The organism is Rhodococcus sovatensis, assembly GCF_037327425.1.
In the GTDB taxonomy this organism is placed as follows: domain Bacteria; phylum Actinomycetota; class Actinomycetes; order Mycobacteriales; family Mycobacteriaceae; genus Rhodococcoides; species Rhodococcoides sovatense.
Genome location: NZ_CP147846.1, coordinates 5,891,240 through 5,904,535 on the forward strand (window position 1 = coordinate 5,891,240; position 13,296 = coordinate 5,904,535).

Annotated in this window: 11 protein-coding genes and 3 pseudogenes; 5 read left to right on the forward strand and 9 right to left on the reverse strand. The window is 62.0% G+C overall.

From position 1 onward, the window contains the following. Positions 1 to 174: 174 nt before the first annotated feature. Positions 175 to 508 (forward strand): annotated as a pseudogene (locus WDS16_RS27545) (IS21 family transposase); the annotation flags it as partial. Between the two features lie 133 nt (positions 509 to 641). Here WDS16_RS27545 and WDS16_RS27550 read toward each other — a convergent pair. From WDS16_RS27550 to WDS16_RS27560, 3 genes are all read right to left on the reverse strand, one after another. Further along, positions 642 to 2,084, reverse strand: a complete 1,443-nt coding sequence (locus WDS16_RS27550; protein ID WP_338889388.1) for an aldehyde dehydrogenase family protein — start codon at positions 2,082 to 2,084, stop codon at positions 642 to 644. Between the two features lie 53 nt (positions 2,085 to 2,137). Further along, positions 2,138 to 3,064 carry a dihydrodipicolinate synthase family protein gene (locus WDS16_RS27555; protein ID WP_338889390.1) on the reverse strand — a complete coding sequence of 309 codons (927 nt, stop codon included), beginning with the start codon at positions 3,062 to 3,064 and terminating at the stop codon, positions 2,138 to 2,140. Between the two features lie 85 nt (positions 3,065 to 3,149). Then, on the reverse strand, positions 3,150 to 3,863 hold the full coding sequence (locus WDS16_RS27560; RefSeq protein WP_338889391.1) for a GntR family transcriptional regulator: 714 nt from the start codon (positions 3,861 to 3,863) through the stop codon (positions 3,150 to 3,152). Positions 3,864 to 4,094: 231 nt separating this feature from the next. Between WDS16_RS27560 and WDS16_RS27565 the strand changes: the two genes are divergently transcribed. Continuing rightward, complete coding sequence (locus tag WDS16_RS27565; protein WP_338889392.1) at positions 4,095 to 5,495, forward strand: Nramp family divalent metal transporter; 1,401 nt, start codon at positions 4,095 to 4,097, stop codon at positions 5,493 to 5,495. A gap of 180 nt (positions 5,496 to 5,675) precedes the next feature. On the opposite strand, the pseudogene WDS16_RS28280 reads toward WDS16_RS27565, so the two are convergent. Beyond that, a pseudogene (locus tag WDS16_RS28280) lies at positions 5,676 to 5,914 on the reverse strand (helix-turn-helix domain-containing protein); the annotation flags it as partial. 19 nt (positions 5,915 to 5,933) lie between these two features. On the opposite strand from WDS16_RS28280, the gene WDS16_RS27575 reads away from it, so the two are divergent. The 3 genes from WDS16_RS27575 to WDS16_RS27585 all read left to right on the forward strand — a co-directional run bounded on the left by WDS16_RS27575 (position 5,934) and on the right by WDS16_RS27585 (position 7,217). Continuing rightward, positions 5,934 to 6,356: a phosphate acetyltransferase gene (locus WDS16_RS27575; protein WP_338889393.1), complete on the forward strand. Its 423-nt coding sequence runs from the start codon at positions 5,934 to 5,936 to the stop codon at positions 6,354 to 6,356. A gap of 177 nt (positions 6,357 to 6,533) precedes the next feature. Continuing rightward, positions 6,534 to 6,854, forward strand: coding sequence for a hypothetical protein (locus WDS16_RS27580; protein ID WP_338889394.1), 321 nt, complete (start codon positions 6,534 to 6,536; stop codon positions 6,852 to 6,854). A 153-nt stretch (positions 6,855 to 7,007) separates the two neighbouring features. Next, positions 7,008 to 7,217 (forward strand): hypothetical protein, encoded by a 210-nt coding sequence (locus WDS16_RS27585; RefSeq protein WP_338889395.1) that lies wholly within the window; start codon positions 7,008 to 7,010, stop codon positions 7,215 to 7,217. A gap of 362 nt (positions 7,218 to 7,579) precedes the next feature. Here WDS16_RS27585 and WDS16_RS27590 read toward each other — a convergent pair whose 3' ends face one another. The 5 genes and pseudogenes from WDS16_RS27590 to WDS16_RS27605 form a co-directional block, all read right to left on the reverse strand. Then, entirely contained in the window at positions 7,580 to 8,140 is a 561-nt protein-coding gene (locus WDS16_RS27590; protein WP_338889396.1) for a hypothetical protein, read from the reverse strand. Between the two features lie 27 nt (positions 8,141 to 8,167). Beyond that, complete coding sequence (locus WDS16_RS27595) at positions 8,168 to 8,752, reverse strand: TetR/AcrR family transcriptional regulator (RefSeq protein WP_338889397.1); 585 nt, start codon at positions 8,750 to 8,752, stop codon at positions 8,168 to 8,170. 128 nt (positions 8,753 to 8,880) lie between these two features. After that, a pseudogene (locus WDS16_RS28285) lies at positions 8,881 to 9,402 on the reverse strand (alpha/beta fold hydrolase); the annotation flags it as partial. Between the two features lie 79 nt (positions 9,403 to 9,481). Continuing rightward, on the reverse strand, positions 9,482 to 12,052 hold the full coding sequence (locus tag WDS16_RS27600) for an AMP-binding protein (RefSeq protein ID WP_422395729.1): 2,571 nt from the start codon (positions 12,050 to 12,052) through the stop codon (positions 9,482 to 9,484). Between the two features lie 207 nt (positions 12,053 to 12,259). Further along, a complete protein-coding gene (locus WDS16_RS27605; protein ID WP_338893627.1) occupies positions 12,260 to 13,216 on the reverse strand; it encodes a LacI family DNA-binding transcriptional regulator in 957 nt (318 codons plus the stop codon). Positions 13,217 to 13,296: the final 80 nt, after the last annotated feature.

Sequence of the window (13,296 nt, forward strand, 5' to 3'; positions counted from 1 at the left end):
CGGTTCGGTCCGTCGACTTCAGGAGGTTCCGATGGCCAGATCTGTCATACCGGTCCAGACGTGTGTCGTCCATCGCAGAGGTACAGCTCGAGATTCACAACAAGCAGGTCACACACCTGCTATCCGCGTCGAACGCGAACGCGAACGCGAACGCGAACTGCGACGCCAGTCGCCCAGTTGGTCGCAGAACGCGTCGAGAAACCCCAAGGCACGATTTCGGCGAAACGTAGCCTGCCGATTGACCGCACCGCCGGCTACGACGGGTCGGACCGCAATATCCGGTGCCTGGTCGCCGACGAGAAAGCGAAGTGGCGGGCCGAGCACCACCGCGGTCGCCGCCCCGCGGTGTGGGCTCCGGGTGACTATCTGGTCATCGACTGGGCCACCATCGGCGGTCTGCATCTGGTCTGCGCTTCTATTGGCCTCTTCACGCTGGCGGTTCGTACCGTTTGCGGACGACGAGAAATCAACCACGACAACGGCCTTGATCGCAGAAGCGCTCGCTGCGGGCCACCCTTCATCGAGTAGTCAGTCGGCTGATTTCTGAGCGACTGTCGACTCCGTACTTTTATGGACCGGCACTGGATATGCCTACGCCGACGTTCGAGTTGAGCCCAGAGTTGGCGGCGCATCCCGATGCGTTACCGGCCGTCTCTCGTCTGCCGCACGGCGGTCTCGCTGTCCTTCAACTCGTGCGGCAGCAGTTGCTGTGGGACATTTTGGTAAGCCACCGGCCTCAGGAATCGATCGATTGCAGCCATTCCGACCGATGTTGTCGTCGGCGCCGTCGTTGCGGGATACGGTCCGCCGTGTTGCTGAGCGTAGGTTACCGATACTCCGGTCGGCCATTGGTTCCACAAGACTCGACCTGCAATGCCGGACAGCTGCTCGATCAGTTCAGGGACGATGGACTCATTCTCTTCACCGAATATCGATGCAGTCAACTGTCCGTCGATCTGGGTGATCGCGTCGAAGAGTTCGCCGTCCGATTCGTAGGCAACAACCAGCGCAGCAGGGCCGAACATCTCGTGCAGCAAACTCGGATGTGATGCGATTGCGGTTGCTGTCGTCGACAGAAGAGTCGTGGTGGGCTCGGTTGCGAGCGAATCGTGCCGCTCGGTGAGGGTTTCGACATCTGCATGTTCTGCAATCGAGCGGCGCGCTGCATCGAAGCCGCTTTCGATACTCGAATTGAGAAGCCTATGAACTCGTGGTAGCTCGACCGTTGCGAGTGCATCATGCATTGGGGTGTTGGTTGGGTAGAACAGAACTCCGGGTTTGGTGCACAGTTGCCCGGAGCTCGAGGTGAACGAGGCCACGAAGCCGTCGACGATGTCTTGCGTACGAGCTTCCGCGGCAGCGCGGGTGACAAACACCGGGTTTGCAGAACCGAGTTCACCGTAGAACGGAATTGGTACCGGCCGTGCATTGGCGATGTCGAAAAGTGCCCTCCCACCCGGAATCGAGCCAGTGAAGGCCGCTGCTTTGACCGCAGGGGCCTGCAGAGCTTGTACTCCCGCTTCGGTCCCGAAGACAACCTGCAGCAGTCGTTCGGGTGCGTCGGTTTCATCGAGGGCCGCCGTGACGAGATCCGCGGTCGTGCGGGAGAGTGTTGGGTGGCCGGGATGGGCTTTGACGATGACCGCGTTACCGGCTGCAAGTGCTGCTGCGGTGTCACCGCCGAGGACGGAGAAGGCGAACGGAAAGTTGCTGGCAGCGAATACCAGAACTGGTCCAATAGGCAGTAAGACGCGCCGCAAGTCCGGGCGCGGCCCCATCGGCCAGTTCGGGTCAGCTGTATCGACGCGGACATCGAGGTAACTACCTTCGGCGATGTATTGGGCGAACATCCGAAGTTGAAAGCACGTGCGAGTGAGTTCGGTTCGCAGTCGGGCCTCGGTCAGTCGCGTCTCTTCGATAGCGATCGAAACGAGGTCGTCGTTGGCAGTTTCGAGACCGGTCGCAATCGCGTCGAGCGCAGCCGATCGGAGGCTTCGTGGAGTCCGAGCCCACTGCGTGGATGCGCGCCGAGCCGAGTCGAGTACTGCGGACAGGTCGTCCGCAGACGTATCTTCGATGTCCATGATGAAAAAACCAAGCTCCTCTGTATTTTCAAGCCCCTGTGCACCCTGCGGAATCAGTTTCCGCGAATCTGCCACTGCTCGATGATGCGTGCGACCGACGCTCCATCGGTTGCGTCGAGTTGTGACAGAGGAGGGCGCACGGTTCGGTTGCACAGTCCCAACTGGTGGAGTGCTTCCTTGACCACGGAAACATTGTGCTGCGATGAGTTGGCAGCGCGCATGCCTTCGAATTCGAGAATCTCTCGCTGCTCTTTGATTGCCGAGGCGAAGTCGCCCTCCGCCAGGAGTGCACTGATTCGCAGGCTGCGTTGAGGGTCGACGTTGACCAATCCGGAGGTGAATCCCTTTGTGCCGCCGACCGAGAAGTAGGGTGCCCAGTTTTCTGCCAGTCCACAGATCCACGTCACCCTGCCTTCAGGGACGGCGGCAGTCGCGTAGGCGAAGGCTTCGAGGTCGCCGATGGCATATTTGATGGCTGCGACTTCGTCAACCGAATCCAGCAGCCGTACAATGGCTTCCGCGTTAAGTCGGCGATCCTTGATGTAGGGGACCAAGGGCACTCCTGGATGTGCGCGCGCGAGCTCCTTGTGCACGTCTATCCAGCCCTCTACGGACCAGAACGGGTGTATGGGCTGATGCACCATGAACGCGTCAGCACCCGCTAGCAGGTGGGCACCGGCCGTGTGAGCAACATCAGTGATCGCTTCGCCGATGCCGCTGATGATGAGCGCGTCGGGAGCTGTCTTGCGGCTGAGCTCCACCGAACGCAGACGCTCCGAGGCTGTCAGGGAGAAATATTCGCTGGTGTTGCCATTGGGCGTAATATTCTGCAGTCCGGCCGAAACCGCGCGGTCGATAAGTACTTCGAAGGCCTCGTCATCTATGGAAGTGCCGTCGGAGTCGAAAGGTGTCACGGCAATGCCGACTACCCCTGCAATTTGTTGTTTGAACTCTTCGGTCGAAGCAAGCGTCGGTGGCATGCGATCTCCTAGTGTCGGCGACAAAAGATATCTTGGTATACCAAGACGTGGAATGTCAATCCTTCGATCTCGACCGGCTAAATACTCAGTGGGTCTTGACGCTAGCTCGAATGCGTCGATGGGCCGTATTGATGTGGAGGCTCAGTATTTCGCGCGATCGCTCCGCATCCCCGAGCGCGAACGCGGACAGGAGACGGGTGTGTTCTTCGGACTCCTCGTCCCAGCTCGGGGTGTGCTCCCAGAGGATCTGAGTGGCACCCAGGCCGGCGATGTCCTGCAACGTGAGCAGGGTGTCCACCGCGAAATAGTTGGGTGAGCCACTGAAAAGTAGTTGGTGAAATTCGCGATTGTGGCGGCTGCGTCCGACGTGGTCCCGAGCCGCGCTGGCCTGCGTGGCGAAATCGAGCGCTTCCCGCGCGCGGCTCACGCGTCGGTCGAAATCGGGCGGTCGGTGCGCGATGCAGTCGGCCACGGCCTGGGGCTCGAGCAGTGAGCGGGTTTCGTACACGAACAACACGTCTTGAATTGTCAGATGACGAACTCGTGCGCCTCGGTTGCGCTCGAACTCGACCAGGCCTCGACGCGTCAGGTTGATCAAGGCCTCTCGAACAGGGGTTTTGGAGACGCTCAACTCTTCGGCGATCTTTCTTTCCACGAGTGGGGATCCAGCTTTGAGTGAGCCGCCCAGAATGGCGCCACGAATGGACCGCTCGATCAGGTCTGCTGTCGACGAGGCAGTCCCGGACAGTTGGAGGGAATCTTGAAGGGGGTCGTCCAGCACGGCGGCCTCTCGTGACATCGCTCGTTGTAGTTGGCGCAACTGTACGCCGACCACGTCCGCAGTTCCCTTGTCGGTCGGCTTCGGCGACCGTCGTCAGTCGTCCTGCTGCGCGTTCCAGAAAAGTCATGCTTGTCAGTCTTGGAATACCAATATACTGTTACCTCGATCACGTAGCCGCCGGCGTCGAGCCGCCATCGCAGGCAAGAGTCCGCCGAGCAGGCATATTCACTCTTCTTTAGGAGACTGCCCATGACAAGATCAGTATCGCCCGAGGTCAGGAAAGCAAACGATCCGTACGCTCTCGACCCCGCAGACGTGCTGGAGCCGCCGACCACCTTTCGTGAGCGGCTTAGGTATCTGGGTCCGGGGTTGCTCATCTCGGCGAGCGTCGTTGGATCGGGCGAGTTGATTCTGACCACGACACTCGGAGCCCAAGCGGGCTTTGCATTGTTGTGGATGGTCGTACTCGCTACCACAGTCAAGGTGTGGGTACAGCTGGAGCTCGGTACGTGGACGATTCTGACAGGTAAGACCGCCATACAAGGCTACGCGCAAGTAGGCAGGCAGTGGCGGGGTGCGGGGGCGATCACGGTGGTGTGGATACTCGCCGAGATACCGAGCATTATGAAACGCGGAGCTTTGATCGGCGGGTCTGCTGGAGCGGGTTCACTGCTGTTTCCCATCACGGGCGACTCCCTCAGTGCAGCATCGTTGCTTGTGTGGTCGTTGCTGATCACTGCGGTGACGATCGCCATCGTTATGAGCAACCGGTACAAGGTAATCGAACGATTCGCGACGTATTCGGTATTCGTTTTCACCGTGGGAACGGTGCTGCTGGCGCTGATGTTGCCGCTCACCCAGTTCGGATACGACGGAACCGATCTGGTGTCCGGCCTGCAGTTCGCTATCCCAGCGGGAACCATTGGTATCGCGATAGCAATGTTCGGTATCACGGGAGTGGGCGCCGACGAAATGACCGCGTACACCGTGTGGTGCATCGAGAAGGGGTATGCGCGATTCACAGGGCCCGACGACGGTACTCCCGAGCGCGCTGAACGGGCCAAGGGGTGGATCAAAGTTCTAAAACTCGACGTTCTGGTCTCCTGGGTGATCACCACGTGCTGCACCCTCGGGTTTTACATTATCGGCGCGGCTGTTCTTCACCCTCAAGCTCTGGTCCCGGCTGGCAACGAAGTTATCCGGACTCTGTCGAGGATGTACGTCGACACCCTCGGAGGCTGGGCCAATGCAGTGTTCCTGGTGGCTGCATTTGTCATCTTGTTCAGCACTGTAATTGCTGTCGGTGCTGCAAATCCGAGGCTATGGACCGATACGATTGCCCGCTTCGAGGTATTCGACTTCGATGACTCGAAGGTGCGCAATCGAGTGACGCGCGTGCTCAGTGTCGTCATTCCATTGCTCTGGATGATCGCCTATCTGGTCACTCAATCGCCCGTGTTGATGCTCCAGATCGGAGGCACCGCGACGGCCGTGTTCCTGGTGGCTGTCGTCATCGCAGTGTGGAAACTCCGGACTAGCGAGATCCCAGAAGAGTTTCGGTCGAATGCCTTCTTCACCGTAATGCTCGGAATCAGTAGTGTTGCAATTACCCTTTTGGGCGTCTACACGCTGTATTCGACATTCGCCTAGTGACTGCGTCATCTCGTTGCGTCGTGCAATACCAGGACCGGCCGTTCCCAGTCGAGCAACCGCCGGCCGGGATTCGGTTTCGTGAGATGCGCTGGCCTGAGCGGGTCGGGGTTGTGTTTCGAACCCGGTTGGCGCATCAAGGGCCCTCTCTGTCAGGACCAAGTGAGACACTTACTTCTCAGCGAACGTGCGCATACTCACTCCCTCCGCACGCATCACAGCGGCGTCCTCACGCTCGGGGAACGACAGATATCTCCCCAACACCGGGGCCAGATCGATGGGTGGCATCGAAGCCAGCATTGCGGAACCACCGCGTGCCCACCGGACCCGACATGCCGACCGCTATCGCCGCGTCGTCACTGGTCTCCGGTGGCGATCTGTGTCCAGAACGCAGGCTCCCGATCCGGGCGTATCGGTGGCGTAGGGCATCATGAGTTGATGAGCGATCTTGAATACCTCGCCACTTTGCTTGCTGGACTGGATGCTGAGATTGCGCGAGTCTCTGCTGCCGAATCGGGCTCCGACGAGCAGTCATCTGCCATCGATGACGCGGTCGATGCCGTCTTGCGGTTGCGCTCGAAGGTCAAGGCCGGTTACCCCGGCAAGAAGGCTTTCTACATCGCAGCGTCGACCGATCCGAACGGAATCAGGGTCGAGGGAATTTCAGCCCTGCAGGGCAAACGCGCCCACCAATTGGTGCGAGACGGCGGTTGGATGCACGCGGATTCCAGCACCGTGCTCGATCTTCTCGATGACGATCAGATCAGTCGGTACATAGCCGTCGCGGGACGCGGTGTAGCGCAGACATTTCGAGATTCGCGTGAGTATCTCTCAGCGGCAATAGCTCTCGCACAGAAGTAGATCACGGCAGGCGGGCGAGCAGGCCTTTCCCCTCTTCGCTGATCAGTGTTACTCGTTCTTGCTGCGCGTCAGCCAGTCTTGTTCGTGGGAGTGACCGGGGCCATCTCGGCGGCGAATTCCGTGGCCATGGCTCGGGAGAGTGCCTGTGCCGCCGACAGCGGACGGACCATCACGGTGATGTCATCGATCGACCTCGAGCAGCATGATGTGGCCTCGGACCCTAGGCCGTGGAGTTGGGATCGTCTGCATCTGAACGAGACAGGACATGCGCGGCTTGCCGCGGCCGCCGCTTTCGCACTTGGTCTGCCGGGTGCCACTGACGCATGGAATCGCCCTCTGGCGCCGCTCGCACGCCCGCACCTGTTCTCGCGAGTTCGTGCCGACCTCGCCTGGGCCGGAATGTTCCTCGCGCCGTGGTTGACTCGCCGAGTCCGCAGACGCTCGTCGGGCGACAGTCGTACAGCCAAACGGCCTCAGCTGACTTCGCTGCTCAGGTAGCTGCGGGTCGACAGGGCTGACCAGGCCACATCTTCGCCTCGCTCGGGTAGGCACCGACACCCTAGAATTCGGGGCTTTCTCGAAGCCTGGAAGGTCAGTATCGTCGCCCTGGTCGGTCGGCTTGACCGGCGCACCGAGACTTGGAGTGGATTGATGAAGCGCATTGTGACCGGAGCACTCGCGGCCGTAGCCCTTTCTGTCGCAGTGCCGTTCGGTTCGGCTCAGGCAGCCCCGGTTCCAGTCGCAGGCTCCGGGTCGTCGTCGCTCGGTTGCACCTCCACCGACCTCAACCCCTGCCCCATCCGTCCTATCCTCGACCTGCTCGTGCTGCTCAGCTCAGGTTCCTCCAGCGGAGGCCAATAGAGCATTACCGGCGGCTTCCCCGCATCTGCGAAGCCGGCTCCGAGCAGACGCAGTTGAAAAAGCTGAGGATGGAGCGCGCATCCAGTAACGCTTGGGCAGAAACCCTTCCATGCCTGGGCGCCTATTCCACCAGGTACGACCTTGATCACCGATTCGGGAAGTCGTTGTCGTGTAGGCGTGTGGACCGCAGCGCCACCGCGGATCCTCGTTGCTCAAGTTCGGCACAGTATCTGGGAAGGAGTGCCCGATACTTCGGCGGATCGACGGGATCCCGCAAATTTTCTCAGTATCGGGGGCAATGATTTGCGGTGTTTTCGTCGGTGCAAGCTGGGTCGTGGCCGGGGTTCGAATGGGGCGGAACTTTATTCGAGTTCTCCCCGAGCGGCCTGGAGAAATGTGCGGCGTCCCAGCAAGTACGGCTCGACGTCGTGGACCTCGATGAGGCTGAGCTGTTCGACCGGGTAGTTGCGGCTTTCGATCGTGATCCCGACGCCGTCGACGTGGCCGGCCGCCCACCATCGGCTCGGACCTCCCCACATCTCGAACTCGACACCCACGCCGTCGATCCGCAGAGTCACGGCCTCACCCCGGGATTCTCGGATGCGTCGTCGTTCGTCCCTGTAGGCGGGGTCACTTGGTAGGACGCCGGTCGCGCGGCTGATTACGCGGAAGGCTTCGCGGCGTGGGTCCCCGACTACGGTCGCGATGTGAACCGACACGTCTTCTTCGGGTGTCGCGTACGCCAGACCAGCCGTCTTCAGCCGCTGGCACTCCCATCCCCAATCGCCGATCATGATCGGCGATTCGTCCCACTGCTCCATCCCGAACAGGCGAGTCTTCGCCGCGGCGAGACGCACCTGCGCGTCAGTCTCGTCGATGTGCCGCCAAAACTGTTCCGGGGTCATCCGTCCAGAAATCTGCATGGACGTAGTCTTCCGCAACCACGGCACTCATGGTGATCTCATTTCAGGGGTGGGCACCTGGAGTCCGCGGTCGATGAAGCCGACGATCCAGTCGAAGCTCTCGTCGATGTCGGTGAGGACCTGGGACCCGCTGGCTGTTTCGAGAGTGACGAAGCCATGAAGCTGGCTGCGCAGCATTCGTAGAGCGTGGATCTGCTGTGAGGGTTCGATGCGGTAACCGTGCAGCATCGCGCCCCAGGAGTCCATGACTCGATTCGCCGCTGCGATGAGCGGATCGTCGGGACCGGTGATTTCGGCGGCATTACCAGAGGCATAACGGCCTGGGTGTTCTCGGACCCAGATACGCATGGCTCGCGCTCCGGAATCCAGCGCGTCGCGGCCCGCCCGCCCTTGGATGGCATCGTGAATGGCATCGGCGAGTTCGGTCATGGCCAGCACACCTATTCGGTGTGCGAGGTCGGCCATGCCGTCGACATGCTTGTACAGCGAGGGTGGTTTGATGCCGAGTCGCTCGGCGAGCAGGCCCATGGACAGGCGCGAGAAACCGACCTCTTCGGCGAGCGCGGCCCCGGCTTCGGTGACCGACGATGACGCGAGTCCGGCCCTAGGCACGAGGGAGAGTCCGAGCCAGGAAAGGCAGGGCAGTGCAAGTGTCTGCTCGGGCGCCTGGGCGTGCGGGTAGTGGCCGACGCCGTCGAGAACGGCGAGTTCTCCGAGACTGACGGTAGGTCGGCGATGATCTTCTCTCCTTCGGCGCGGGCGTCGGTCCAGTCGGGGTCCGCACTGCCCTCGACGACCAGGACGGGGCAGCGGACGTTCTTCAGCTGCTCGCCGGCGTCGGTGGGCTTGGACTTGCACATGGCTTGAAGGGCTTTCATTCTGCCCGGTTCTCGGAGCGTGTTCTCGATGCGGTCCAGTTCGACATCCCAGTCGGAAGGCTTGGTCGGGTAGGCCAGGTCGAGGTACTTCTCCCAGGCTTTCAGGCTGCCCGTCATCACGGTTTGTCCAAGCAGCATAGTTCCGCTGCGGTAGCCCTTGTTCGTCAGCTGCCCACGGACTGAGTAGGACACTGCGCGCGCAAACGGCGCCAGCTCGACGACCCCGCTGATCGACTGGCCGATGATGACCGCTGGCCCGCCCAGGTGACGCACGAGCGCCACCAGGTCACTAGCGATGTCGGTGCGGGTGTAGCCGTCCCATCCGAGGCTGGATTCACCGCAACCACGAAGGTCGTGGTTCGCCACCCTGTACTCAGCTGACACGAGTGCAGGGGTGAGGAAGCGGTGTCATAGCTGGAAGCTAGTGAACGTAGCTTTCTACGTCAAGGCGGCACCACTGCTGTCAGCCGACTTCGGAAACCCGCATATCCGGCTCGGTGGCGCCGCTCCGGTCAGCGTGTCGAGCGCGCGATCTCACCCGTCTACCGAGAGAGAGTGCGAAGTTCACCGCCTGCCAGTACAGAATCCCGACGATGATCGACAGGGCGAATGCCAGCCAGGGATGGTCGTCGCGCAACGGTAGGTACACCTGGAAATGAGTCAGGTAGATGTAGAGGGAAGCGCTCGCCAACACTCCTGCCACTCGGCTCAGCAGCGCGGGGAATGGAACCGACGACAGCCACACCAGCATGCAGAGGCCGATAACGACGATGACTTCTCGTTGCGTATCGCCGAAGAAGTACCCGGGCACCGTTGCCACGATCGCTGCGGTGACCCACACTCGATGCAACACCGTGTTCGCCTGCGCTGCAGCCCAACCCAAGGCGAACAACCAGAAGACTACCGACGCGGTCAGTATGCGGTTGGGGGTGTCGTCGACTTCGATCAGCCCGTAGCGGGTGATGAGTCCAAGGCCCACGACCCCCATCGGGAACCAGAATGAGTGACGACGCACGAGACGGTCGAACAATGGAATGGACAGTACGGCGACGGCGGCGAGCACGATGTACACGATCGCCTCGACGAACCAGTACCGCCACTCCGCCGACCAACCGTCCGGGCCGAGGATCCCGTTGAGCAGAAATGCACTGGTGATTCGATAGTCCCCAGTGAGGGCGATGACGGCCCCGATCCACACCATGCTGGGGACGGCGATCCGGGCGACGCTTCGGAGCACACGGCGAGTTCGTTCGGTGCGTTCGGCCGCCGCGAGGTGAAAGCGGGCGAAGTTGTAGCCGGCGATCCCGAGAAGCACATGCGCCCCGCCGAGCACCGAGAACAGGTGGATATGCGAGCCGACGATCAGGACGATCGCGAGGGCACGCAGCAGAACGTTCGTCTCCACTCGGCGCCAGCCTCGGCGCAGACGCGGCGCCTGATCGAGGTCCCGTACTCGGGTGGTGTGCCAGCTCTCGGGGAGGCGGCCGAGCATTTCCTCCAGCCGCAACGACATCCGAACGTACGACAGGGAGTCGCCGCCCAAACTCACGAACGTACTGTCGTCGCCGACGTGCGAACAGTGCAGAATCTCGGCGTACAGCGCTTTCACGTCGGCGGTAGTCGGGACAGTGTCCGACGGGTAGGGTCGGCCCGCGATCTCGGAGACCGCTCGCACATCGGGTTTGCCGGTGGATGTTCGCGGTAGTTGGTCGACGAGGCACACCCGTACCGCTGCCGCGGGAAGTCCGCTGGCCTGCGCTGTTGTGCGTCGGACGACGTCGACGTCGCCATCCTCCACGACCACGACGAGCTCGTCGATACCGCCGGTGCAGCACGCTGTCAGCCCGCGTTGCGCGAGCGCGGACTCGACGTACTGCAGGTCGATACGCAGGCCGAACGCCTTTGCGAACCGGCTGAGGCGGCCCACCACCTCGTACAGTCCGTCGTCCGTGCGCCGGGCTAGGTCACCGGTATGCAGTTCTCCGTCGAGGGTGTCACCGAGGCCCAGGTCGTCGGGACCCTCGGCGTAGCCGAGCATGACGTTCGGCCCCGAGTAGACAAGCTCACCTGTCCCGTCCGGGGCGTCGTCGACCACCTGTAGATGGAAAGATCCCCCGGGAATCGGACGGCCGATGGTGTGCGGGTGGGTGGCGGCAAGTTCCGGTGGCAGATAGGCCATCCGGGCGGTTGCTTCCGTCTGCCCGTACATGACGAACAAGTCCCATCCCCGACGCCGACCCAGCTCGGCGTATCGCCGGACGCGGTCCTGCGGCATCTTGCCACCGGCCTGCGTGATGTAGCGCAGCTCGGGCAGATCCAGCTGGTCGAACCCGATACGGTCGAGCAAATCGAAGGTGTACGGCACGCCCGCGAACGTGGTGCCACGCTCGGTCCGCACGAGGTCCCAGAATTGGGGGTCGGTGACGGAGAAGTCGGTCAGAATCAGTGTGGCGCCGCGTAGAAGGTGGCTGTGTATTACCGACAGCCCGTAGCAGTAGTGCATGGGCAGCGTCGTCACTGCGCGGTCGGTGGCGCGGATACCGAGATACTCGGCGATGGACTCGGCGTTGGCCTGCACGTTTCGGTGCGATAGGCGGACGAGCTTGGGTGATCCGGTCGAACCGGAAGTACTCAGCAGCAACGCGAGGTCGGGGTGCAGCTGATGCTTGGATTGTCGGCCGTGTTTCTCGATGGCAGTGCGACCGTCGCTGTTTCGCACCACAAGATCGGGCCGATACGCATCGATCAGGCCGTCGAGATGGTCGGAATTGTCACCCGGAGCCATCAACACCGGATGTCCTGTTCGAAGCGCCGCAATATAGGTGACGACGACGTCGATCTCGTTGGCGCCGGCGATGAGCACGAGACCACGTTCAGTCCCGAGTTTCGACGCCTGCTGCTCGACACGTTCGTCCAGCTCGCGGTAGGAGAGCGTCTCGTGCGCCGTGACCAGCGCTGGTGCATCGCCGAAGCGGCCCAGGTCGCACGCGAAGCGCACACCGGGCCGGTCGACGTAGTTGATCTCGCTGGGCACTGACGGATCATAAGGCATGCCGAACCTAACTTCACGGCATCGTGCCTTGATCCGACAAGACCGCCCAACGGGCGTCGGCGCTCGGGTGGATACTCCAGCTGCGGACCCTGCTGCACACTACCGTCGGGGATCGACTGAAATCCGTCGGATTCGGGCGATAGTGTGCAGGGAGGTCCGGCGCCCGTGCAGCTGGTGGCGGGCGTGGTGCTACGTCGTCGAGCGGCGGACCAACCTGGGTGTGAGGACGGTATCGCGTGCGTCGGCACCCGAGATCTGTGCGAGCGCAGCGTCGACCGCAGCGTCGGCGAGAGCTGTCGCGTCCTGCGCAATGGACGTCAGTTGCACGTGCGCGATGCTGGCCAGGCGTGAGTCGTCATAGCCGACGACAGCGACCGTCTCGGGAACCGACACGGAAGTTCGGACGAGGTAGTCGAGGACACCCGTCGCGCATCTGTCGTTGAAAGCGATTATGGCAGAGGGTGGTTCGCTACGCATCAATCTCTTGGTGGCCTCCGTGCCGTCGGTTTCCGTTGTTCCGCCCACCGTGAACAGGGCGAAGTCGGACAGTCCGTTACGAGTCATGGCATCACGAAATCCGTTGCGGCGATCAACGGCGCCGGGTGCGCTGCCGCCGTCGATGTGCGCGATTCGTCGATGGCCTAGCTCGACAAGATGGTCGACGGCGAGCCCGACGCCGGCGACGTCGTCGCTGCGTACCGAACCGACGCCCTCGGTCCCGCTGCGGCGCATCACCGTCACTGTCGGGACCGAGGAGCCCAGTGCTGCAACGTAGTCCGACTCGAGATTCGATCCGAGCAAGATCGTGCCCTCGCACCGTTCCCTGATCAGCGACCGAACGGCGGCGTCCTCGTCGCGGCTCGGCGCCGTGGCGCTGAGCATCACGTCGTACCCGCGCGCATCGGCTGCGGCATATATGTGTTCGACCAGGTCTCCGTGGAACGGCTCCTGCAGATCGAAGGTCACGCCGAGGAGGCGTGAGGTGGTTTGACGCAATTTCTGCGCTCGGCGGTCCGGGATATATCCGATGCTGTCGGCTACCGACTTGATGCGCGTGCGCGTCGACTCGCTTGCGCCCGGAACGCCGCGCATGACGATCGACACCAATGCGGGGGAGACCCCCGCGATCCGTGCGACGTCGGCCATCGTGGGTCGAGTCCCGTTGGTCACCGTGCTCCGTCCGTTCGTTCGGTCAAACGGTAGTTGACGCATCTGCCCAGTGGCTC

Coding starts and splice junctions, on each gene's coding strand:
- WDS16_RS27580 (WP_338889394.1), top strand. CDS start 6,534: ATGTCATCGATCGACCTCGAGCAGCATGATGTGGCCTCGGACCCTAGG.
- WDS16_RS27565 (WP_338889392.1), top strand. CDS start 4,095: ATGACAAGATCAGTATCGCCCGAGGTCAGGAAAGCAAACGATCCGTAC.
- WDS16_RS27550 (WP_338889388.1), bottom strand. CDS start 2,084: ATGGACATCGAAGATACGTCTGCGGACGACCTGTCCGCAGTACTCGAC.
- WDS16_RS27605 (WP_338893627.1), bottom strand. CDS start 13,216: ATGGCCGACGTCGCACGGATCGCGGGGGTCTCCCCCGCATTGGTGTCG.
- WDS16_RS27575 (WP_338889393.1), top strand. CDS start 5,934: ATGAGCGATCTTGAATACCTCGCCACTTTGCTTGCTGGACTGGATGCT.
- WDS16_RS27585 (WP_338889395.1), top strand. CDS start 7,008: ATGAAGCGCATTGTGACCGGAGCACTCGCGGCCGTAGCCCTTTCTGTC.
- WDS16_RS27590 (WP_338889396.1), bottom strand. CDS start 8,140: ATGCAGATTTCTGGACGGATGACCCCGGAACAGTTTTGGCGGCACATC.
- WDS16_RS27560 (WP_338889391.1), bottom strand. CDS start 3,863: ATGTCACGAGAGGCCGCCGTGCTGGACGACCCCCTTCAAGATTCCCTC.
- WDS16_RS27555 (WP_338889390.1), bottom strand. CDS start 3,064: ATGCCACCGACGCTTGCTTCGACCGAAGAGTTCAAACAACAAATTGCA.